Annotated in this window: 20 protein-coding genes; 14 read left to right on the top strand and 6 right to left on the bottom strand. The window is 58.8% G+C overall.

All coding sequences use genetic code 11. From position 1 onward, the window contains the following. Positions 1-39 precede the first annotated feature (39 nt). From BLT77_RS02540 to BLT77_RS02520, 5 genes are all read right to left on the bottom strand, one after another. Entirely contained in the window at positions 40-1416 is a 1377-nt protein-coding gene (locus tag BLT77_RS02540) for a tetrathionate reductase family octaheme c-type cytochrome (RefSeq protein ID WP_090361538.1), read from the bottom strand. A gap of 71 nt (positions 1417-1487) precedes the next feature. After that, positions 1488-3068 (bottom strand): DUF3373 domain-containing protein, encoded by a 1581-nt coding sequence (locus BLT77_RS02535; RefSeq protein ID WP_090361536.1) that lies wholly within the window; start codon positions 3066-3068, stop codon positions 1488-1490. Between the two features lie 36 nt (positions 3069-3104). Further along, complete coding sequence (locus BLT77_RS02530) at positions 3105-3431, bottom strand: c-type cytochrome (RefSeq protein ID WP_090361533.1); 327 nt, start codon at positions 3429-3431, stop codon at positions 3105-3107. Positions 3432-3778: 347 nt separating this feature from the next. Next, positions 3779-6595 (bottom strand): TonB-dependent receptor plug domain-containing protein, encoded by a 2817-nt coding sequence (locus tag BLT77_RS02525; protein ID WP_245709846.1) that lies wholly within the window; start codon positions 6593-6595, stop codon positions 3779-3781. 610 nt (positions 6596-7205) lie between these two features. Beyond that, positions 7206-8690, bottom strand: coding sequence for an FMN-binding glutamate synthase family protein (locus BLT77_RS02520; protein ID WP_245709845.1), 1485 nt, complete (start codon positions 8688-8690; stop codon positions 7206-7208). 181 nt (positions 8691-8871) lie between these two features. On the opposite strand from BLT77_RS02520, the gene BLT77_RS02515 reads away from it, so the two are divergent. The 13 genes from BLT77_RS02515 (at position 8872) to BLT77_RS02455 (ending at position 20916) form a co-directional block, all read left to right on the top strand. Then, a complete protein-coding gene (locus BLT77_RS02515; RefSeq protein ID WP_090361527.1) occupies positions 8872-10059 on the top strand; it encodes a thiolase family protein in 1188 nt (395 codons plus the stop codon). Positions 10060-10155: 96 nt separating this feature from the next. Beyond that, on the top strand, positions 10156-11649 hold the full coding sequence (locus BLT77_RS02510; protein ID WP_090361523.1) for a CoA-acylating methylmalonate-semialdehyde dehydrogenase: 1494 nt from the start codon (positions 10156-10158) through the stop codon (positions 11647-11649). Between the two features lie 10 nt (positions 11650-11659). Continuing rightward, positions 11660-12817 (top strand): acyl-CoA dehydrogenase family protein, encoded by a 1158-nt coding sequence (locus BLT77_RS02505; RefSeq protein WP_090361520.1) that lies wholly within the window; start codon positions 11660-11662, stop codon positions 12815-12817. Positions 12818-12829: 12 nt separating this feature from the next. Beyond that, positions 12830-13603, top strand: coding sequence for an enoyl-CoA hydratase (locus BLT77_RS02500; protein ID WP_090361517.1), 774 nt, complete (start codon positions 12830-12832; stop codon positions 13601-13603). Further along, the gene (locus BLT77_RS02495; protein WP_090361513.1) at positions 13603-14718 is read left to right on the top strand and encodes an enoyl-CoA hydratase/isomerase family protein; all 1116 of its coding nucleotides are present in this window, start codon (positions 13603-13605) and stop codon (positions 14716-14718) included. Before BLT77_RS02500 ends, BLT77_RS02495 begins: the two co-directional genes overlap by 1 nt. Before the next feature lie 2 nt (positions 14719-14720). Then, positions 14721-15623, top strand: a complete 903-nt coding sequence (gene mmsB / locus BLT77_RS02490; protein ID WP_090361510.1) for a 3-hydroxyisobutyrate dehydrogenase — start codon at positions 14721-14723, stop codon at positions 15621-15623. A gap of 2 nt (positions 15624-15625) precedes the next feature. Beyond that, the gene (locus tag BLT77_RS02485) at positions 15626-16387 is read left to right on the top strand and encodes an SDR family oxidoreductase (protein ID WP_090361506.1); all 762 of its coding nucleotides are present in this window, start codon (positions 15626-15628) and stop codon (positions 16385-16387) included. A 171-nt stretch (positions 16388-16558) separates the two neighbouring features. Beyond that, positions 16559-16912, top strand: a complete 354-nt coding sequence (locus BLT77_RS02480) for a hypothetical protein (RefSeq protein WP_090361504.1) — start codon at positions 16559-16561, stop codon at positions 16910-16912. Between the two features lie 87 nt (positions 16913-16999). Next, complete coding sequence (locus tag BLT77_RS02475) at positions 17000-17236, top strand: RNA recognition motif domain-containing protein (protein ID WP_090361502.1); 237 nt, start codon at positions 17000-17002, stop codon at positions 17234-17236. Positions 17237-17475: 239 nt separating this feature from the next. After that, positions 17476-18366 (top strand): cation diffusion facilitator family transporter, encoded by an 891-nt coding sequence (locus tag BLT77_RS02470; protein WP_090361499.1) that lies wholly within the window; start codon positions 17476-17478, stop codon positions 18364-18366. 69 nt (positions 18367-18435) lie between these two features. Further along, positions 18436-19368, top strand: a complete 933-nt coding sequence (locus BLT77_RS02465; protein ID WP_090361496.1) for an esterase-like activity of phytase family protein — start codon at positions 18436-18438, stop codon at positions 19366-19368. A 165-nt stretch (positions 19369-19533) separates the two neighbouring features. Further along, positions 19534-20016, top strand: coding sequence for a DUF2059 domain-containing protein (locus BLT77_RS02460; RefSeq protein WP_218126889.1), 483 nt, complete (start codon positions 19534-19536; stop codon positions 20014-20016). A 27-nt stretch (positions 20017-20043) separates the two neighbouring features. After that, entirely contained in the window at positions 20044-20916 is an 873-nt protein-coding gene (locus BLT77_RS02455; protein ID WP_090361490.1) for an NAD-dependent epimerase/dehydratase family protein, read from the top strand. Here BLT77_RS02455 and BLT77_RS02450 read toward each other — a convergent pair. Continuing rightward, positions 20913-21524, bottom strand: a complete 612-nt coding sequence (locus tag BLT77_RS02450; RefSeq protein WP_090361487.1) for an outer membrane beta-barrel protein — start codon at positions 21522-21524, stop codon at positions 20913-20915. The genes BLT77_RS02455 and BLT77_RS02450 overlap by 4 nt on opposite strands. Before the next feature lie 338 nt (positions 21525-21862). On the opposite strand from BLT77_RS02450, the gene BLT77_RS02445 reads away from it, so the two are divergent. Beyond that, the gene (locus BLT77_RS02445) at positions 21863-22186 is read left to right on the top strand and encodes a hypothetical protein (RefSeq protein WP_090361484.1); all 324 of its coding nucleotides are present in this window, start codon (positions 21863-21865) and stop codon (positions 22184-22186) included. The last annotated feature ends 183 nt before the right edge of the window (positions 22187-22369 follow it).

Here is a 22369-nt window from a genome sequence, read left to right as displayed (position 1 = left end):
TCGGTGGGCCAACTTATCACTGCTTGGGAGTCTTACTTTTTATTTCTTCTTCGAGGCTTTCATCGGGTCGATGTCATACCCGAGCTTTTGCCAGTCCAGGCGTCCTTTTTTGCCGTGGCAGTCCATGCATCCCAGGGCTTCCTTCTTCGGAGAGACCATGTGATTGATGCGCCACCACATCTCGGTTTCGGCGAAGTCATGCTGACCACTGTAGGTGAGGCCCTTGGCTTTCATTGCCGGGTGGTCGTTCATGCCTAACTTGGCTGATTTGTCCCAGTCGAAGGTCTTCCAGTAGCCGTCCTTGCCGAACACCTTGGTGGGGATAAACACCTTGTGCTTGGCGTCGTACAGTTGCTTGCCGCGGTGGACCTTGAAGGGGTAGATCTTGGAGACGCCGTCTCCCTTGCTGCCCACAGGCTTGCTCAGGGAGGTCACCTCGGCCGGGTTCATGGTGTCGCCGAACAGGTAGGCCTGGGCGGTGCCGTTGTACCAGGCGTACTCAGGTTGCACCTTCTGGCCCCAGACGAAGCTGCCTTTCTTCTTCATGTAGTCCTTGCGGCCCCACTGGTTCTTGCTTTCTTCACGATCCTGACCCGCTTCGGACCAGTCCCACCACAGCTTGGTGGGCTCCACCTTGGCAAACTCGGGGATGTGACAGGTCTGGCAGGCCACCTTTGCGGTGTGTTTGTTGAGCTTGGCGTTGCTATGCGCATCACTGTCGTGGCAGCTGGTGCACTCCAGATGGTCGGTGCTGCCGGGGGAGACGCTCATCGCCTGGCCCTTGATGGTGTGGGATTCGCCCTTGTGGCAATCCTGGCACTGGAAGTCCATGCCGTCGGCATCCATGTGCACATCCAGCGCCTTGTCCGGGTAGGCCATGCTGGAGTCCATGTCGCCGTGCTTAACGCCGTCGCCGCCGCCGCCGTAGAAGTGACAGCTACCGCAGTTGTCGCGTACCGGCGCGCCGACGTTTTGGGAGATTTTCAGCAGGTCGGCCCCCTTGAAGGCATAGCCGCTGAGATCCTTCTGATAGGTGCCTGTGGTGTCGTGGCATACCAGACAGTCCACCTTGGTGGCGTCGGTGAAGTCAAACTTGGCGTCTTCGTAGCCGTAACCGGCGTGACACTTGGTGCAACGGGGCTCGTTGCTGGAGACGGAGACGCAGTAGTTGTTGATGGCGTTCTTCTTGCCCAGCTTGACGGTCTTGCCGTTGACGGTTTGCTCTTTGGCCCAGGTCCAGTGGCTGGTCTTCATAAAGGCTTCGGTGTGCTCCTCGTGGCACTCGATGCACTGGGCGGTCGCCTCCTGTCCAGAACCGATGGGACCGCTGATGTAGTCCTGATGGGGGTTCTCGGCAACCGCCGTTACCGGCAACATAAGGCCGGTTATCAGACTGGTCAATATAAGGTTTCTCATACGCTATTTCCTAATAGGGCGGCCAGCTTCCCGGTGAGAAGGAAGAGGCCGCCAGATGATGAACTTAGAACTTAGAACTTAACTGTGATGGAGGCGTTGACGTCGTAGGCGGTGTCCATTGCCGGCAGCATGCTGAAGGCGGTGCCGTTGAGGACGCTGTCGATGTTCTGCGGAGCCCCTACCGGGGAGCCGGAACCGGTGTACTCAAAGTCGTAGTACAGGGCCGCCAGCTTAATGAACATCTTCGGGTTGACGTCGTAGATGTAGTAGCCCTCATAGGCGTGACCGCGGGTCGCCAGCTTGCTGCCGATTGGGTCATCCTGGGCCTGGGTGAACGGGGTCCAGTACTTGGAACCGTAGTTGTATTCCAGGCCAAACTTGCCGCTGCCCACAGGAATCTGGACGCCGGCGTACACGGAGTAGCCATTGTGGGCTTCGGAGTCAGTCACACCCACTGGTGCCGCTTCGGTCGGGCTGGTCATCTGGTACAGCGGGTCGTTGTTCATGCCGCCAAACATACCGAAGTTGCCGTTGGGATCGGTGCGGGTCCAGCCCAGGGAGGTAAACCACTTAATGCCGTTGTCTTCATCACGGACGAAGGTCAGGCCGCCCAGGTAGATGTCGCCAATGTTGGTGCTGGGCTGATAACGGACCACCGGAGTGATGTTACCCATGCCTTGCTGCTGGAACAGACCCAGCAGTTCGTCAGGCATGGACATGGTGCCCTTGAAGCCGTCGGCCACATCCTTGGCGCCAAACAGAATCATCTGCAGGAAGTTGGTGCCGTCGTTGAGGATGTCGATGTTAAAGCCGCCCAGGTGGACGTCGTCCACTGAGGTATTGCCGAACAGCTCGCCGTTGCCCCACTGGGACTCATAGCCCTGTCCATAACAGAAGCGTACCACCTGGCCTTCCATGCCGGTCAGGTGCTCGGTGTGGTAGCCCAGAGTGGCGCCGTCGAAGTTGAAGTTCACCAGGTGACCCGAAGGGGTGCCGCCCCGCAACTCATTTTCGCGCAGGTTGGTGGGGTAACCGTAGCTGGAGGGGCGTCGGCCCACGGAGAGATAGAATTCGGTGCCGCCAATCTTCTTCCAGTCGAAGTAGGCGCGTTCTACCCGCAGGTAGTCGCCGTTGGGGTGGCCGCTGCTGGTGCCGTCCATGGTAAAGGAGTTCCAGGAGTCGAACACGTTGACACCGGTGGAGTCGCCCCAGTTCTTGAACATGGTCAGGCGGCCGGCGAAGTTGACGTTGTCGAACACTTTGGCCTTCATGTTGAGACGCAGGCGAGTGGTGTAATAGACGTCGTTATCGATGTCTTTAGGGCTTGGAGTGTAGCCCTGGCCCTGGTCGAACATGGAGCGCATCATCTGCCCTTGCGGGGTTTGAATGGTCATCCCCGGGCTCCAGACCACGTCCTGATAGTGCAGGGTGTGAGCCTTGGTGCGGAAATCACCGGTAAACAGGATGCGGTCGGTGGCGGCGTGAGATTCTGGCTTGTCGAGGCGATCCGACAGGTACTCCAGCTCTTCGGTGACCTCATTAAGCTGTCGCTTCAGCTGTTCAATGGTTTGGTCGGTGCTGTCTGCAGCCAGGGCCTGAGGGATGATCAGGGCTTGGGTGACGAGCAGTGCTACGAGTGTGGGTTTCATCATCATCTTCCTTAACACGGTTTGGTGTCTTTTTATTGGTTAGCCACAGGTCGCCGGTTGATCGGAATCGGCAGCGTGGTTGTACAGGAACTGCTGGATGTCTTTCAGAGCCTGCTCAGACAGCCCTTCAAAGGCTTCGGGCTTGGCTTTGTGCTTGTTTCGGTCAAAGAAACGATCCCACTGAGACATGGTCTTGGACATAGGAGTTAGCTCCATGCCTTCGCTGCTCTGGCTGTGGCAGGCTTTGCAGTGTTTCTTATAGAGGTGCTTGCCTTTTTTGGGGTTGCCACCGTCGGCTGCGGCCAGTCCGGCGGAGACGGTCAGCAGCAATGCTGCGGTAAGAGCTTGAATTGATCGTGTTTTCATAAGATACCTCTAAGCAATGACGCATTATTTAGGTACAACTGTATTAGGAAACTCTAATTATTGAGAGCGCATAAAACCGTGGGGGGTATAAGGAAAACTGACAGGGTGTAAGCCTTGATTCTCGAAAGTGAACAAAGGGTGAGCGGGATCACGCTCGCAGGATTCCGGTGCAGCAAATTTGTTGAGAATCAGCGGGGGGAGGGGCAAAAGCGGGTTGCTAATTTGTGAACAAGACAGCTCCGGTTCAGGAATCTCGTCCTGATGAGCAGAAACCGGGGCGAAAGTAACTAAAAAGGCCCCCTCAAAAAGTGCCGGAAGGGGGCCGTCTAGGGAGAGCGTGGCTGGCCTTAGAAGGTCATATTCAGGCCGACATAGAAGTAACGTCCGGTAACGTCATAGGCTTCCGACGCGGTATTGATACCGGTTCCGCCGTGCACCGTTCCCTGAGGCAGCAGTGGTGGCTCTTTATCGAACAGGTTGCGAATACCCAAGTTGGTCTGGACGCTGTCGGTCACGGCGTAACCGAGGTTCAGATCGTGAATCACGTAGGAAGCGACGCTGTTGAACTCATCCAGTGGCTGGAAGTCGGTGAAGTTAAAGTTGGCCCCCTCGACAGAGTCCACAACTTCATCCCAGAACCGAATGCGCCAGCTGATGTCGAAATCGTCGTAGCCGTAGCTGAGGTTGGCCACCGCCCGGTTTTCCGGCTTCAGAACCTCGCCAGCCAGGTCGATGCTGTCGCCACTCTCAATGCCGGTCTCGACGTACTCACGGATGTAGTTGTAGATAAGGGACGCTCGCAAGTCACCGCCAAACATCTCCTGGTTGTAATTGAGCTCAAGATCGAACCCGGAGGTGTCGATTTTGTTTTCGTTGGCGGTACCGGAGTTCACCTCAATCAGGGCGCCGTCGGCATTACGGATGGCGTTGCCACCACAGGTCTCTTCAAATTGGGACGGATCCTGCTCAAAACAGCGGCGCAGCACCGTGGTTCGAGTGGTGGTGGTGATGGCATCGTCGATGGAGATGTCGTAGTAATCGACAGTGAACGACAGGTTGTCCATAGCCTGCCAGATAAAGCCCAGGCTAAAGGTTTCGGCAGTCTCCTCCTGCACATCCGGATTACCGCCGACAAAGCCGCCGGTACCCTGAGCCTCGGTCTGGGTCAGCACAAAGTCGCCGTCATCGGCCACTCGCTGGGCGATGGCGTCGATGGACAGACAGTTGTCGAGAACGTTGCCGGATGTGCCTTCCGAGATCAGACCTGAACAGGGGTCACTGACACTGGCAAAGGTCTGACCGCGGCCGCCAAACAGGTCGGCAATGTTGGGGGTACGAACCGCGGTGGCGGCCGAAGCCCTGAGTTTCAGAGACTCGATGGGCGAGTACTCCACCCCGGCATTCCAGGTGGTCTGACCGCCGACAATGGAGTGATCCGAGTAGCGGGCCGCCAGATTGAGGATCAACTCATCGAGGATGGGAAACTGCAGCTCGCCAAAGATGTCGTTGGTGTGGAAACTGCCATCAGTGGGTTCTGAACGGTTGGTACTGGAGGAGCCGGTCTGGGCCAGATCTCCTGGCTGATAGTTACCGGACTCATCGCGGTATTCATAACCCAGCACCGCGCCAATGCGGCCGCCAGGCAGTTCCAGTGGCATCTCACCGGCGACGCTGGCTCCGAACACCTCCTGAGCGACCTCGCCAGTGGCCTTGGCCGGCGAGCGAACGTAATCCACCGCCTCCGGAGTCACGGTGCCGGCCCCGAACAGATCCAGCGGAACACAGCCTTGCAGGCGGGCGGTTTCATCGCGGCATACCAGGCTGCCGGTGCCGTCATCGATCACATCCAGCGCCAGTGCCGCTCGTTCGATGTTGATCTGACCGCCGTTGTTTTGCCACTGGTCGGTTTTGCCCCAGGTGTAGTAGAACTCCGCCTCCCAGTCGTCATTGATGATCCAGTCGAAGCCGGCGGCCATGCGGATGGTGTCTCGTTCGACGTCGGTGGATCGGGCTCCGAACTCCACCAACCGCCGTACAAAAGCGACTTCGTTGAGGTTGGTGATGCCGGCGTTGATCAGCTCCTGGCGCATCAGTTCCGGAATCAGCGGCGAGTTAATGTCCATGCCGCCGGTACCGTTACGATCTTGCAGCCAGATGTCGTTGACCACATCCAGCGGTGTTGGTTCGATGGTGGAGTCGTTGGTTTCACTGCCGTTGTAGTTCAGTTCGGCAAAGAAACGTAGATCATCGTTGATCTCTTGAGTCAGCCCGGCGGCGGCGTAGCGGCGCTCAATGGGGGTTACCAGCTGACGGTAGTCGGCCCGGTTGAAGCGGCTGTCGGCGGTAAATGGAGTGCCGTCGGCATTAAAACTGCCGACATCGGGAATGGTGATTCGTCCCTGCGGTGGATAGGAGGAGAACAGCACATCGGCAAATTCGTTGCCGTTATCATCCAGATAGATGGCGGTATCCTGGGCCGAGAAGCCCCGGTCGCTGGCCTTGAGGCCCTCATCGTCATCCCAGCCCATGGTGACGTAGGCATTACCGGAGTTCCAGCTGCCGCCGGCGGTGATGTTAAGTTCTACCGTGTCGCGGTCACTCTCATCGGAGGTGCCGTATTGGGCGTTAACCTCCACCCCCTCAACTTCATTGCGAGTAATGATGTTAACCACACCTGCGACGGCATCGGAGCCGTAGATGGCTGACGAGGCGCTTTTCAGAATCTCAATCCGTTCGATGATGGAGGTGGGAATCGAGTTCAGATCCACCGCATAACCGGTGGAAGGATCCACACCGGAGACAAAGCGGCGGCCGTTGACCAGCACCAGGGTTCGCTCCGCTCCCAGATTTCGCAGTTCGGTGGTGGCCAGGCCCACTGTAGTGGTTGAGAAGGATGAGTTGGATTGGTCGCTGCCGGCGATGGCTACCGGAGAGGAGTTAAGGACATCGGCTACGTTAAGGGCGCCAATGGCGTCCATGTCTGAGCGGCTGATGACCGTTACCGGTACCGGGGTTTCAACATCGGTTCGCTTAATTCGTGAACCGGTTACTTCAATGCGCTCCACTTCCTCTTCGGCATAAACCACGGGCGCCGCGAGGGCAGCGGTGGTGGCACCCGCGATCATGGAAAAGCGGATCGTAGTGGACAGTAAACTGTTTTTCATCATCGTCTCCAAATCCCTTGAAAATTATTATCTGTGTAGTCATATCCTTTTGCTCCGCAATACCGGAGCACAAATGTCGCCTAATACGACACAACATTGAGCGTAGTAGAATATTTGCCAAATGCACTCCAAGATTAATAATTCGCAGCAAAATGCTGATTTATTTCACTCGCACTTGGTTAGTTGTCGTAGTAAGTGCCCACTAATCAGTTGAACCTGCTGATATCACGGTGATTTAGCTTTGGTTTGTCTGTGGATGATAGCGGATTGTCGCGGTAATTGCGGCAGGAAGAGATAAAATGTGTAGCGGTCAGGGGGGGGCAGATTATTTTTGTCATGAATTAGATTTCAAAAGGCAGATTATCAACCAGGTATTGATATCTTGGTCGCGACGCATTATAGAGGATTAATTATTGTCATTAACCTTGATTATTCCGATGCGGATAACTCGTTTGGCCCTGACTCAATATGATAATTTTTAGCTGACACATTACCGATAATAACGTCGATTTTTAAGTTCGTTATTTTGCTATTAAAGGTGCCCGTTAGTATGGGATGGCCCTGATAAAAGAAAGCATCGAAACTTTGATAATTCCACCAGCGAGGCTGCTTATTGATCATCCGCGTGCCGTTGCAGTGATACCGGCAACCCGTGATCGTCGATCACCTGGGCATGATCCCGGCGCAGTAATCTGGGTTCCCGCACACCACAGGAGTGGGCGATGACGCCGACCTCGTGCATCAGGTTGGTGGCGTAATGGGCCACCCGCAGGGCTTTGTCCTCCACCACCAGTCCTTTTTGCAGCTTGGGGTCGTGGGTGGTAATGCCGGTGGGGCAGGTATTTCGGTTGCATTGCAGCGCCTGGATGCAGCCCAGGGAAAACATAAACCCCCGGGCCGAGTTAACAAAATCGGCGCCGACACACAGAGCCCAGGCCACGTCTGACGGGTTAATGAGCTTGCCTGAAGCGATTACCTTGATACGCTGTTTCAGGCCGTGGCGCTCCAAGGTGTCCACCACCAGAGGCAGGCTGCGTTTAAGCGGTAATCCCATGAAGTCCATTAGCGACTGGGGGGCGGCGCCGGTGCCACCATCGGCGGAGTCGACGGTGATAAAATCCGGAGCCGAGTCCGCCCCCCGGTTTTTGATGGCATGCATCAGATCTTCCAGCCAGGCGGTGTGTCCAATTACCGATTTGAAGCCGCAGGGCTTACCGGTGACCTCACGCACCCGGGCGATCATCGTCAGCAGGTCGTCGATGCAGCGTATCTCCGGGTGGCCATTGGGGCTGATGGAGTCCTCGCCTTCCGGAATGCCACGGATCTTGGCAATCTCGGTGGTGACCTTAGCTCCGGGCAGGATCCCCCCTTTTCCCGGTTTGGCCCCCTGACTCATCTTTATCTCAAACATTCTTACCTGCTCATGGCGGGCCACTTCACGCAGTTTGTCGTCACACAGGTTGCCGTCGGCGTCACGGACGCCGTATTTGGCGGTACCTATCTGAAACACCAGATCACAGCCTCCCTCCAGGTGATAGGGAGACAGTCCCCCTTCGCCGGTGTTCATCCAGATCCCGGCTTCTCGGGCGCCGATGGACAGCGCCCGCACCGCCGGAACACTCAGGGCGCCGAAGCTCATGCCGGACACATTGAAAAAGCTGCTGGTGGTATAGGGAATGCGGGCTACATCTTCTCCTATGGTCACGGCCGTGGGCGGCACCGCATCCTCCTTCAGGGTGGGAAACAGGCAGTTGAGGAAGATGATGTCGCCGGGTTGGTTCAAAGGGCGGGTGGAACCAAAGGCGATGGTGCTGTCGACGTTTTTGGCGGCCCGGTAGACCCAGCTGCGCTGGGCCCGGTTAAACGGCATCTCATCCCGATCCAGGGTAAAAAAATACTGGCGAAAGAACTCCCCCATGTGCTCGAACCAATAACGGAACCGGCCAATCACCGGATAATTTCGGCGAATCGCCTGCTGGGTCTGGGTGACGTCCTTGATGTACAGGTAGATCACCGCCAGCAGTCCGAGTCCCAGCAGGAAGATCAGCAGTGCCGCGCTCAATTCGAGCAGGCGGCTGAACCAACTGATCATCATCTGTCCGTTATCCATTGAAATGCCATCTGTTTGTAACTGGTTGAGTAAAGGATAGTGGAGATTGCGTCAGCGTGGGCTTACAGCGTGGTGAAACTTTCAGCGGTATTAAACCAAAGTTTACGTTGCCGTAAACGTCAGATTTCAAGTAACCTAGCTCTAACCTGATTACAAGGAGTTAGAAATGATCAAGGATCACGAGATTGTGATAGCCGCCGCCAGCCGCACGGCCATGGGCGGTTTTCAGGGGGCGCTGAGTGGCGTCGCGGCGCCGGAACTGGGGGCCGCCGCCATCGCCGCCGCCGTGAACCAGGCCGGGCTGGTTGGGGAGCAGGTGGATGAAGTGCTGATGGGGTGCGTGTTGCCGGCTGGCCTGGGCCAGGCACCGGCCCGTCAGGCCAGTTTGAAAGCGGGGCTGCCACAATCCACCGGTGCCTCCACGGTCAACAAAGTGTGCGGTTCCGGCATGAAAACCGTGATGCTAGGGCACGATCTGATCAAGGCTGGCAGTGCCGAGGTGGTGGTGGCCGGAGGCATGGAAAGCATGACCCGGGCTCCCTATCTGCTGGACAAGGCCCGTGGTGGCATGCGCATGGGCCATGGCCAGGTGATGGATCATATGTTTCTAGATGGCCTGGAGGACGCCTATACCGGCAAGGCCATGGGGGTGTTTGCCCAGACCACCGCCAATGAGTACGGGCTGACCCGGGAGCAGATGGATGCCTATGCCCTGGAGAGCCTGCGCCGGGCCAACGCCGCCATCGAAGCCGGTGCCTTTGAGGATGAGATCACCCCGGTGACCCTGAACACCCGCAAAGGGGAGATGAAGGTGACTGTGGACGAGCAGCCGGGCAATGCCCGTCCGGACAAGATTCCAGCCCTGCGTCCCGCCTTTGCCAAAGACGGCACCATTACCGCCGCCAATGCCAGCTCCATCTCCGACGGCGCCGCCGCGGTGGTGCTGACCAGCGCCGGCTACGCCCGGGCTAACGGACTGCCGGTGCTGGCACGCATTGCCGGACACCATACCCACTCTCAGGCACCCGAGGAGTTCACCATAGCCCCGGTCGGTGCCATGAGCGGCTTGCTGGAAAAAACCGGCTGGCAGCGGGATGAGGTGGATCTGTTTGAGATCAACGAGGCCTTTGCCATGGTGACCATGTTGGCCATTTCGGAGCTAAAACTGGATGCCGCCAAGGTCAATGTCAACGGCGGCGCCTGTGCCCTGGGGCACCCCATCGGTTGCTCAGGCACCCGGTTGTTGGTGACCCTGGTGCATGCCCTCAAGGCCAGGGGTTTGCGTAAGGGAGTGGCATCGCTGTGCATCGGCGGCGGTGAGGCGACGGCGGTGGCCATCGAACTGGCCGATTAACGACGCGTCATACGGACAAGGATTGGCCTCCTGCCCATAAGAATGCCAGCAAGGCACAAATGGCAGGTGGCGACTTAGCTAACGGGAGAAGCAACAATGACCACACAAGTACAGCACCTGATCGGCGGCGAATGCCTGGACGGCAGCGGCGACCACATCATCGAGATCACCAACCCAGCCGACAACGGCACCATTGCCCGGCTCAATTGCGCCACCGAAGCGGAGGTCAACCAGGCCGTCGCCAGCGCCAAGGCCGCCCAGCTCCAGTGGCGGGAAACGCCGGTCTCGGAGCGGGCCCGCTTAATGTTGCGCTATCAGCACCTGCTGAAAGAGAACCACGACCGTATCGCCACTGTATTGGCCAAAGAGACCGGCAAAACCTTTGCCGATGCCAAGGGCGACGTCTGGCGTGGCATCGAAGTGGTGGAGCAGGCGGCCAACATCGCCAGCATGATGATGGGGGAAACGGTGGAAAACGTGGCCCGTGGCATCGACACCTACAGTTACATTCAGCCGCTGGGCGTATGTGCCGGCATTACGCCGTTTAACTTCCCGGCGATGATCCCGCTGTGGATGTTCCCGATGGCCATCGCCTGCGGTAACGGCTTTGTCCTCAAGCCGTCCGAGCAGGATCCGATGACGCCGATGCTGCTGGCGGAGCTGTTCGAGCAGGCCGGTGCGCCCAAAGGGTTGCTAAACGTGGTTCATGGTGCCAAAGAGGTGGTGGATCAGATTCTGACCCATCCGGACATCAAGACCATCTCCTTTGTCGGTTCGGTGCCCGTGGGGCAGTACATCTACAAAACCGGTACCGCCAACCTGAAGCGGGTCCAGGCGTTTGCCGGCGCCAAGAACCACATGGTGGTGATGCCGGATGCGGATAAGGATACCGTCATCAATCAGCTGGTCGGCTCCTCCGTGGGCGCGGCGGGTCAGCGCTGCATGGCGATTTCGGTGGCGGTGTTTGTGGGGGAGTCCAAACAGTGGATTCCGGAGTTACAGCAGGCGCTGGCCAAGGTTCGTCCCGGACTGTGGGACGACGAGGAGGCCGGCTACGGGCCGCTGATCAACCCCGGTGCCAAGGCGCGGGTCTTGGAGCTGATTCAATCCGGCAAGGAGGAGGGGGCCACCTGTCTGCTGGATGGCTCCGAGTTTACCGTTGCCGGCCACGAGTCCGGCAACTGGGTGGGACCAACGCTGTTCAGCGACGTGACGCCACAGATGCGGATCTACAACGAGGAGATCTTCGGGCCGGTATTGTGCACCAGCAACGTTAATACCCTGGCCGAGGCCATCGAACTGGTGAACAACAACCCCTTTGGCAACGGCACCTCGATCTTTACCAACTCCGGTGCCGCGGCACGCAAATACCAGCACGAGATTGAAGTGGGCCAGGTAGGCATCAATGTGCCGATTCCGGTACCGCTGCCGTTCTTCTCCTTTACCGGTTGGAAAAACAGCTTCTATGGCGACCTGCACGCTTATGGTAAGCAGGCAGTGCGTTTCTACACCGAAACCAAAACCGTCACCGCCCGCTGGCCCGAGTCCGGCATCGTCGAAGGTCAGAACCTGACCATCGCCCTGAAGTAAGGAGAGAACGATGGACTTTAATCTGACTCAGGATCAGCAGGCCTTCATTGAGGTGGCAGAGCAGTTTGCCGAGGCGGAACTGGCGCCCAACGCCGGTCAATGGGACAAGGATCACTTTTTTCCGAAAGCGGTGATTCAGCAGGCTGGCGAGCTGGGCTTCTGCAGCCTCTATTCGCCGGAAGAGGCCGGTGGAATGGGGCTGTCCCGGCTCGACAGCGCGCTGATTTTCGAAGCGCTGTCCAAGGGCTGCACCGCCACCACTGCCATGATGACCATCCACAATATGGCCACCTGGATGGTGGCGACCTGGGGCACCGAGGCGTTCAAGGCCCAGTGGTGCGAGGCGCTGACCACGGGGCAAAAACTGGCCTCCTATTGCCTGACGGAGCCGGGCAGCGGCAGTGATGCCGCCAGCCTGAGCACCAAGGCGGAGCGGGATGGCGATCATTACGTGCTTAATGGTGCCAAGATGTTCATCTCCGGTGCCGGAGCCACCGAGTTACTGGTGGTGATGTGCCGTACCGGCAGTGAGGGCCCCAAGGGGATCAGTGCCATTGCGGTGCCCGCCGATCTGGACGGCATCATCTACGGCAAGGCCGAAGAGAAGATGGGCTGGAATGCCCAGCCGACCCGGCTGGTGACCTTCGATAACGTGCGGGTGCCGGTGGCCAACCTGTTGGGTGACGAAGGCCAGGGGTTCACCTTTGCCATGAAAGGGCTCGACGGCGGTCGCATCAACATCGCCGCCTGCTCGTTGGGAACCGCTCAGGCGGCGCTGGAGCGGGCACAGCAGTACATGGCCGAGCGCAAGCAGTTTGGCAAGCCGTTGGCGGCGTTCCAGGGGCTGCAATTCAAGCTGGCGGACATGGCCACCGAACTGGTGGCGGCGCGGCAGTTGGTGCGCCTGGCGGCCTTTAAGCTGGACAACGGCGATCCGGAGGCGACGGCCTACTGTGCCATGGCCAAGCGCTTTGCCACCGACGTCGGTTTTATGGTGTGCAATGAGGCGCTGCAGATCCACGGCGGCTACGGTTACATTCAGGAGTACCCGTTGGAGCGCCATGTCCGTGATGTGCGGGTGCATCAGATTCTGGAGGGCACCAACGAGATCATGCGGCTGATCATCGCCCGGCGCCTGCTGGACGACAACGCCAGCGCCATTGTGTAACGGAGAGGCTAAATGGAATTTTTGAAACTTGAGCGCCGGGACCACATCGCCCTGGTAACCATCAACAACCCGCCGGCCAACACCTGGACGCTGCAGAGTCTCGGTGAGCTGGAGCAACTGGTGGCCGACCTGAATGCGGATCCTTCGGTGTACGCCCTGGTTCTGACCGGCGAGGGCGACAAGTTCTTCTCCGCCGGCGCCGATCTGAAGCTATTTGCCGATGGCGACAAGGCGGTGGCCGCCAACATGGCCCGTGCCTTTGGCCGGGCCTTTGAAGCGCTGTCGGCGTTTCGTGGCGTCTCCATCGCCGCCATCAATGGTTACGCCATGGGCGGTGGCCTGGAGGTGGCGCTGGCTTGCGATCTGCGGGTGGCCGAAGCTCAGGCCCAGATGGCCCTGCCGGAAGCCACGGTGGGGCTGCTGCCCTGCGCCGGCGGCACTCAGAACCTGACCGCCCTGGTGGGTGAGGGCTGGGCCAAGCGGATGATCTTGTGTGGCGAGCGCCTCAAGGCGGATCAGGCCCTGACCATCGGTCTGGTCGAGCAGGTGGTGGATCGCGGCGCGGCCCTGGATGCGGCCCTGACGTTGGCTCAGAGTGTGGCCAAACAGAGTCCGGTCGCCGTGGCTGCCTGCAAGAGCCTGGTGCAGGCGGGACGCAGCATGCCCCGCCAGCAGGCGTTGGTCAACGAGCGCGAGCGGTTTCTGGATCTGTTCGACAGTGAGGATCAGGGGGAGGGCGTTAATGCCTTCCTGGAGAAGCGCGCCCCACAATGGAAGAATCGCTGATGACAGAGTTGGTTCATGTTCAAGAGCATCAGGGCCGCGGTGGTACCCGCATCGGTCAGCTGACCCTCAATAGTGAGCGCTCACTCAATGCCCTGTCTCTGCCGATGGTGGAGCGTCTGTATCAGCAGTTGCTGGCCTGGCGGACCCGGGATGACATTCAGTGTGTACTGCTCGACGGGGCCGGAGACAAGGCGTTTTGTGCCGGCGGTGACATTCGGGCCATGTACGACGCCTGTATAGCCCACCCCGGCGAGCGGGTTGAGGAGGTGGAGCAGTTTTTTACCGCCGAGTACCGGCTCGACCATCTGATTCATGTCTATCCCAAACCCATCGTGCTGTGGGGCAGCGGCATCGTGATGGGCGGCGGCCTGGGGCTGATGGCCGGAGCCAGCCACCGGGTGGTGACCGAAACCTCCCGCATCGCCATGCCTGAGATCACCATCGGTCTGTTTCCCGATGTCGGCGGTACCTGGTTTTTGAACCGTATGCCGGGGCAGTGTGGTCGCTTTCTCGGCCTGACCGGCTATCAGATGAATGGCGCCGACGCCCGCTATGTGGGGTTGGCGGATTATGGGGTGGCCAGCGAACGTCGCGGGCAGTTGCTGAGCGACCTGTGCGAGCTGGACTGGCCTGGACCTGGAGCCCACCAAGCGGTGGACAGACTGCTGAAGGGGTATCAGGGCGAGGATTTACCGCAGTTGCCGGACAGTGTATTGCGGGCCAATCAGACCGGCATCGATGCCTTGATGGCCGGTGACGAGGTGGCCGAAGTGGTGACCCGTCTGAGCCAGCTGGACAGTGACCAGAAATGGCTGTCCCGGGCCGCTGCCACCCTGGCGGTGGGCAGCCCCATTACCATGCACCTGCTGTGGCATCAGCTGCAGCAGGGACAGAGTTTGAGCCTGGAGCAGGTGTTTGAAAAAGAGCTGGTGATGGCCGTACGCTGCGCCGAGCTGGGGGATTTTGTCGAGGGGGTCAGAGCCCTGTTGATCGATAAGGATCGTCAGCCAAAGTGGCGTTTTGCCTCGGTCTCCGAGGTACCGTCGGCCCACATCGACGCCATGGTGACCCCACCCTGGCGTGAGCATCCATTACAGAACTGGAACAAGGAGTAGTTATGGCGACCATCGCTTTTATCGGCCTGGGTAACATGGGCGGGCCCATGGCCCTGAATCTGGTCAGGGCCGGCCACACCGTGCGGGTGTTTGACCTCAATCACGACGCCGTACACGCCATTGCCGAGCAGGGAGCGATTCCCTGTCCCTCCAGCTGTGGCGCCGCCGCCGGTGCCGAGGTGGTGATCACCATGCTGCCAGCGGGAAAGCACGTTCGTGGCCTGTATCTCGGTGAGTCGGGTTTGCTGGAGACCGTGGCTCAAGGCACCCTGTTGATCGACAGCTCCACCATCGACGCCGAAAGCGCCCGCGTGGTAGCGGAGGCTGCCCGGAAAAAGGGGCTGGAGTTTGTCGATGCACCGGTATCCGGAGGCACCGCTGGCGCGGCCGCCGGAACCCTGACCTTTATCTGCGGCGGCAGTGACGACGGCTTTGCTCAGGCGCAGCCGATTCTGGCATCCATGGGGGTCAACATCTTCCATGCCGGCGCGGCCGGTGCCGGTCAGGTAGCGAAGATCTGCAACAACATGCTGCTGGCGGTGTTGATGGCCGGTACCTCGGAAGCGCTGCAACTGGGGATTCAGAACGGTCTGGATCCCAAGGTGCTGTCGCAGATCATCAAGGTCAGCTCTGGCGGTAACTGGACCCTGGAGAAGTACAATCCCTGTCCGGGCGTAATGGACAGTGTACCCTCCAGCAACGGTTATCAGGGCGGCTTTATGGTGGACCTGATGTGCAAGGATCTGGGGTTGGCGGCACACACCGCTACCGACAGCGGCAGCGCCACCCCCATGGGGTCGCTGGCCACCAGCCTATTCCGCCTGCATGCGGCCAAAGGTAATGGCCGCCGGGACTTTTCCAGCATCTTTGAGCAGTTTGAACAGCAGAATAATAAGCAGGGGTAAGGATGGAACTCAATAACAAGGTGGTGGCCATTACCGGCGGTGCCCGGGGACTGGGGTTGGCCATGGCACAGCGTCTTGGCCGTCAGGGCGCCCGCCTGGCGCTACTGGACATCCAGGCAGAGGCGCTGGATCAGGCTTGTCAGGCGCTGGCTGCCGAGGGCATTGATGCCAGTGGCTACCAGGTCAACATTACCGATGAAGCCGAAGTGGAAGCGGTGTTTGCCGCCATCAAACGCGATCATGCGGCGCTGGATGTGCTGGTGAACAATGCCGGTGTGCTGGCGGATGGCATGTTGCTGAAAGCCAAGGAGGGAACCGTCAACGCCAAGATGAGCCTGGCGCAGTTTCAGAAGGTGATTGATGTTAATCTCACCGGCACCTTCCTGTGTGGCCGGGAGGCGGCGGCGGTGATGGTGGAGACCGGTTGTCAGGGGGTGATCATCAACATCTCGTCGCTGGCCAAGGCTGGCAACATCGGCCAGACCAACTATTCTGCCTCGAAAGCGGCGGTGGCCACCATGGCCGTAGGCTGGGCCAGGGAACTGGCCCGCTATGGCATTCGTACCGGGGTGGTGGCGCCGGGCGTGATCAAAACCGAGATGACCGACGCCATGAAGCCTGAGGCACTGGCCCGGCTGGAGCAGGCGGTGCCGGTGGGGCGTCTGGGGCAACCGGACGAGATCGCCCAGGCCATCGAATTCATCATTGCCAACGACTACTTCTCCGGTCGCTGCATTGAGGTGGACGGTGGCATCCGCCTCTAGAGCGGCTTCGGTGATTCCAGAATGACGCCACGGGGGATCTCGTGGCGTTTTTTATTGTGACTCAACTGGTTAACCCTACTGTCTGTGGGTTGTATTCGGCCACCGACGCCCTAGACTGAGGCGCCATCTGGCTCGGTTTCGGGCTGGGGTTCAACAGGCAGGGGAGTGTCGATGGAACATCTGAGCAGCTACATTCTGGCAATTGGCCAGTCTCCCTCCAGGGTGGGTCTGGCCCGGCAGCAGAGTCAGCAGCGGTGGTATCAGGATCAGGGCGTGGAGGTGTGTGAAACTGAATACCACTACTGGTTTGATAATGGCGTCGAACTGATCCAGCTCGAAGAGCAGGACCACCTCCCGGAGACGGATGCAGCCCCGGCAGCGGACTGTTGCCTCGAGTGCTGGATCAGTTATCGGGTCATACAAACGGCGGGATTGGCGATTCGGCCCCTGCGCAAGCAGTTTCATAACCGTTGTCAGCAGCGTTACTGGCTCAAGATGCAGGTGGCTCAGCGGGTCGGGCGATGAGTTAAAGCAGTGCTTGGTTTGCGCTGGGGCATCTGGGATAATGGCCGGCTTATTGTGTTTTCCCCTTCTGTATAACGACGGCCTACTATGAAACTTTTGGTACGAAATCTTGCCCGCACCCTGACTGAGGCTGATCTGAAAGCCCTGTTTGAGCGTTTTGGCGATGTCAGCGACTGCACGCTGGTCATGGATGAGCACAGCGGTGAGTCCAAGGGCTTCGGTTTTGTCGAGATGCCCAGCTACGACAAGGCCAGAAAGGCGATGTTTACCCTTAACGGTAAACTGATTGAGCGTAAACCGATCAAAATTCGTCAGGCCGATTAAGGCCGTTCCGCTTTGCTGCAGCCGCGCCCATGCGCGGCTTTTTTTGTGGCCGTCTTTGCCGCGGAGGCTCGCCAGGGTTATTGCACCATAACGGTCAGCTCCGCTTTCACGGTCAGTTTTTGCTCATAACCTGTGTTAAAATCCAATAGTTACATGAGCTTAAATCATGTGCGTGTGGGCTTCGGGTGCAATCCCGTTGGCTGCTATGAATGGATGACACCCTCAACTAAGCAGGCTTTATGAATGAAAAGAGACTCCTTCAATTATCGGTAGTAGTGACATTAGCCTTTGCCCTGTTCGGGGTCGGATGGGGGATCCTGACCTCATCCGGAATGATTCTCTTCGATGGAGTCTATTCCCTCATTAGCATGGGCCTGAGCCTGTTGTCTCTGTTGGTGTTGCAGCAGATACAACAAGTGGATGAGGATGAACGTTTTCCCTTTGGCAAAGCGCACTTTGAACCGCTGTTGGTGGTGTTCAAATCACTGACCCTCATCGGCATGTGTGCCTTTTCCGCCTTCGAAGCCATGGCCGATTTGATGGCCGGTGGCCGCGACGTATCCCCCTCTTCGGCCATGGTGTATGCGCTGATCAGTTCGTTGGGCTGTGTGGCCGTGACCCTGGTGATCGAGCGACGCAATCGAAGCCTCTCCTCCGGGCTTCTGAAGGCGGAGCGCAATCAGTGGCTGGGAGACTCACTGCTCAGTATCGGGGTTCTGGTGGGCTTTTCAGTGGCATTTCTGCTGCAGGGAACCTCATTTGGCTGGATGGTGCCCTACGCGGACCCGTTGATGCTGGTACTGGCATCGAGCCTGTTTATCCTGCTGCCTCTGAACAGCCTGGTGACGGCATTTAAGGAGGTGTTGCGGGTTCGGGTAGGCGACAAGCAACTGGCGCCACTCAGGCGGGAGGCCGAAGCCATTGCCGCCGAGCTGGACGCCCAGTTCAAACTGCGCACCGTCAGTGTCGGTCGCAATGTGACCGTGGAGCTGAACCTGCTGATGACCCATCAATCGATGACGGTGAAGCAGATGGATGATGTTCGCTATCGCGTCGCCGAAGTCGCGTCGAAGATTCAGCCCTGGTATTGGGTGAATGTGAGCTTTACCCATGACCCGGAATGGATATGATGGTCTCCTGTCTGTGACGTGCCCGGACTGACATTCGGGCTCTCTCCTGTAACAAAGTCGGAACTCTCTATGTGGCGTTGGTGGATTGTGGCTGTGGCATGGCTGCCCCAGTCAGTGTGGGCGTCGGTGCCGGGCTTCAGCGGTATGGCGCCGCTGAATGACAGCGCCTTTGTGGTGGTGCTGGATCGCAAAAGTTATGCGGAGGGGGAGCGGCTGGGGATCGTACGGATGACCCCGTCCTCCGGCTATGAGTATCGGCCGGTGCTCATCGAGGAATGGCGAAGTCCCGATGGCCAGGCCAGTGATCTGGAGTCCCTGTGTGCCCTGCCGGGGCGCGATGGCGAGTTTTTGCTGGCGGAGTCTGGCACCTGGCAGGGACGTTATGGCCGGGTGTTTCACGTGCGCCTTCAGGGGGAGCGGGCCGAGGTGATGGCGGTGTACCCGCTGCCCAGGCGGGTGGACAGTGCGCCCGGCGTCGATGGCGATAATGTCGAAGGCATGGTGTGCCTGGCCTCAGACCAGGGGTTTAAGGTGATCATTGCCGAGCGCGGCGGCAGTTCCCACTATCCGCAAGGGGAGTTGCGCCTGGGGGAGTTTGCGCCTCGGAGCGGCCGCCTGGAATGGCAGGATGAGCCGTTGATGCAGGTGACGGCACCGGGGCCTCGGCGCCCGGGGCGCCGGGCGATCTCTGATCTGCACCTGGGTGCCGACGGTACCTTGTGGGCATCGGCCACCGACGACGGTGGGGATGCCGGTCCGTTTCGGTCGATGATCTATGCGGTGGCACAGCTGAATCCGGCGCCCGCCGGGCCGCTGCTTCGACCCGTTCTGAAACGGGGGAAGGGATGGATTATTGACGGCTTTAAGGTGGAAGCGCTCTCCGGACCGGTTTCTGGGGTGGCCGACAGTGTGATGAGCTTTGCCACAGAGGATGAACATTACCCCGGCGTATGGCGGCCGTTATTGCCGCCATTGACTGACTTTGATGCCCTGCAGTGGTAGCGGGGCGAGCCATGACTCCAGACTGGAGCGCGGCTGCCAAATGTTGTGCGAAAGGGCGCAACATTGTCGGCCATATTCTGGTTAAATGGCGAACCTATCTTTGAAATGCTCTTGAGTGAGCAGTAAGCCTTTGTTATCTACATATCGCGTGTGCAGGAGGTGCCCTTGAAACCCATCTGGCTAATGGCCATTGTGCTGATGATGACCACCATGACGGCGCGGGCGGCGGACGACGCCCGGGCGGAGGCGGAACGATTGCTGGACTCCATGGGCATGGCGCGCGTGCTGGAGCAGTCCATCGACCAGATGCTGACTCTGCAGGTAAAGCAAAACCCGGCCATGGCCCCCTATCAGCAGGTGATGAGCGAGTTTTTGCATAAACACATGAGTTACACCAGCCTGAAACCGATGCTGGTCGATATGTACTCGGAAGCCTTTACGGCGCAGGAACTGCAGGATCTGAACGCTTTCTATCAGACGCCCACCGGCCGCAAGAGCATTGCGCTGATGCCGCAGTTGTCGGCCCAGGGGGCCCAGTTGGGGGCGATGAAAGTGCAACAGAACATGGCCGAGCTGCAGCAGATGATACAGCAGGAGGACGCGCGGCTTAAGGCGCTGGCTGGCGATGGCGAGGGCCATCTCCATTAATCGCGCTCTGGATTGGAGACGGTGCGGATGAAGGTTCTGGTGACCGGTTCGGCCGGGCGGGTGGGGCGAGCCATTGTGGTCGGGCTGATGCGCCGGCATCAGGTCGTAGGCCTCGATTGCCAGCCCTGCTCGACCGCCCACATTGTCGGCGATCTGCAGGATCCTGCCATCATGCGCCGGGCTCTGGATGGCGTCGAAGTCATCGTTCATAGCGCCGCCCTGCATGCGCCTCATGTTGGCCTTCGCGCCGACACTGAATTTGATGCCATTAACGTGCAAATGACCGCGGAGCTGATGCGCCAGGGGGCCCGGGCGGGCATCAGGCATTTCGTCTTTACCAGCACTACGGCGCTTTATGGCCATGCCTCAACCCCGAAGGCCACGGCGGGGTGGGTGGATGAGCAGCTGTCGCCGCAACCTAAGACCATCTACCACCGAACCAAGATCGCTGCCGAAACCGAGCTGCAGCGGCTGTCGCTGATCCTGGGGGTTCCGGTGACCGTATTGCAGATGTCCCGATGTTTTCCTGAGCCGGCGGATCAGATGGCGGTGTATCGCCTCAATCGTGGCGTCGATGCCCGGGATGTGGCGTCTGCTCATGCCCGAGCCATCGACAAGCGTCTGCCGGGGTTTCATAGGTTCATTATCTCCGGTGCCACCCCGTTTCAGCGTCAGGATTGTGATGCCCTGAAACAGCACGCCGCCGAGGTCATTGCCCGGCGACAGCCAAAGTTGGTCCAGGCCTTTGCAGAACGGGGCTGGATTCTGCCGCACAGCATCGATCGGGTGTACGACTCGTCGGCGGCCCAGTGTGCTCTGGGCTGGCAGCCACGCCATGGGTTTGAGTCTGTGCTGGCGATGCTGGATCAGCAGTGGTCAGAAGTGTTGCCGCCCCTTTAGAATCTCAATCGCAGTCCCAGGTTGGCTTGCCCCTGCCAGAACATGCCTGATTTGATTTTCCAGACGCAGCCTTCGCCGTCGCAGAGTATGCCGCCTTCGGAGTCGGTAAAGGTGGCAAAGCCGCGAATTTCGGCGAAGAACGATAATCGCTGGCCGAGCTCGTACTCCAGACCGGTGCCCAACCCCATCGAGAATTTGGTTTCGTTGGACAGGTCGCCTCCGGGGCGCAATTGGGTCAGGCCGATACTGGCACTGATGTAAGGGTTGAATTGTGCCTGCGGGTAGTAGCGGGTTCCCCCCAGGTGCAGGTAGTCGACACTGAGAGATTCCAGCAATTGCGGGCTGAAGGCGCCGCCACTGCGCAGGTCGGTGTCCTGGTGGCTGTAATACAGGTAGACGCTGCCGGTGTCGTCGACCATGGCGCCGGCCATGGCGCCATAATGACCCGATTCTTCGATACTCAGGCTGCCGCTGTTGTCATCTTCGGTGTTGCTCAGGTCGAAGTCGTTGGCACCAAAGCTGTAGCCGCCGAACGGGGCCACAAACCACTGCGCCGATACCGGGGCACAGCAGAGCATACCCAGAGCCAACAGCGTCATAGCTTTCATGATCACACCCCTTGTTTTTTTGTAAATTTAATATCGCTAGTTCATGCACTTATGCTTTCCTTTTACCTATCCTAGGTCAGTTGGCAGGTTCTTGCCTGAACTTTTGCTTAACCGGATGCATCGTCGCGCCGATCCAGTGTTCCCCGTTGCTCCGGCCTTTAACTGCCAACAGACCGAAGCCGTGATGGGGCAGCCTGGCAGTGCACATCAGTGAAGCCGAGGGTGGGTATGTTGTTTTGTGACCGAGGGGCATTTTACCCGCTTGAACGGTGGTTCTGATCAAGCTAAAGCACTATGATGCAAAGCAATTTTGTGTGTCATTGGGAGTTGTATAAGCCGTGAACAAAAAAATCGTCGCCGTGATATTGGCGCTGGCCAGTGCGTTTTTCTGGTATCAGCCGTTTAACAGCTTTGCGGGTTTTTACCAAACCGGAGAGCACTGGGGTGGGGTCGCCTACGGGTTAATGGTGCTGCCGGTGCTGTTTGCCATTGCCATCTGGGCCAGGCAGAAAGCCCTGGCAGTGGTGTTTTCCGTTGCCACCCTGCTGTTGGCCGGGAAGTACATCCTGGATATCGGCGATAACGTTGGCTGGGGACTGATGGGCATTGCCGCCTGTGCAGTGGCGTCGGTATTGCTCTCTGCCGGGGTGAAAACCCGCTAACCCTTCCAGGGGCGGGAGCCCTCCCGCCTTTTTCCTTTGTCTTGCCTGAGCAGTGCCTGATCGTGTTGCGGTCGGGGTAAACTGCGAAATAGTGCGAACCAGATCGAGAAATTGTCGAAATGGGCTAGGAATCGGTCAAGAGATCAAGGCCTTTCGTCGCTTTTCATCGTATAACAACACCAC

It is taken from the genome of Ferrimonas sediminum (assembly GCF_900100175.1).
In the GTDB taxonomy this organism is placed as follows: Bacteria; Pseudomonadota; Gammaproteobacteria; order Enterobacterales; family Shewanellaceae; genus Ferrimonas; species Ferrimonas sediminum.
The sequence above is the reverse complement of the archived record's forward strand: the minus strand, read 5'-3'. Positions and strand labels throughout refer to the sequence as shown.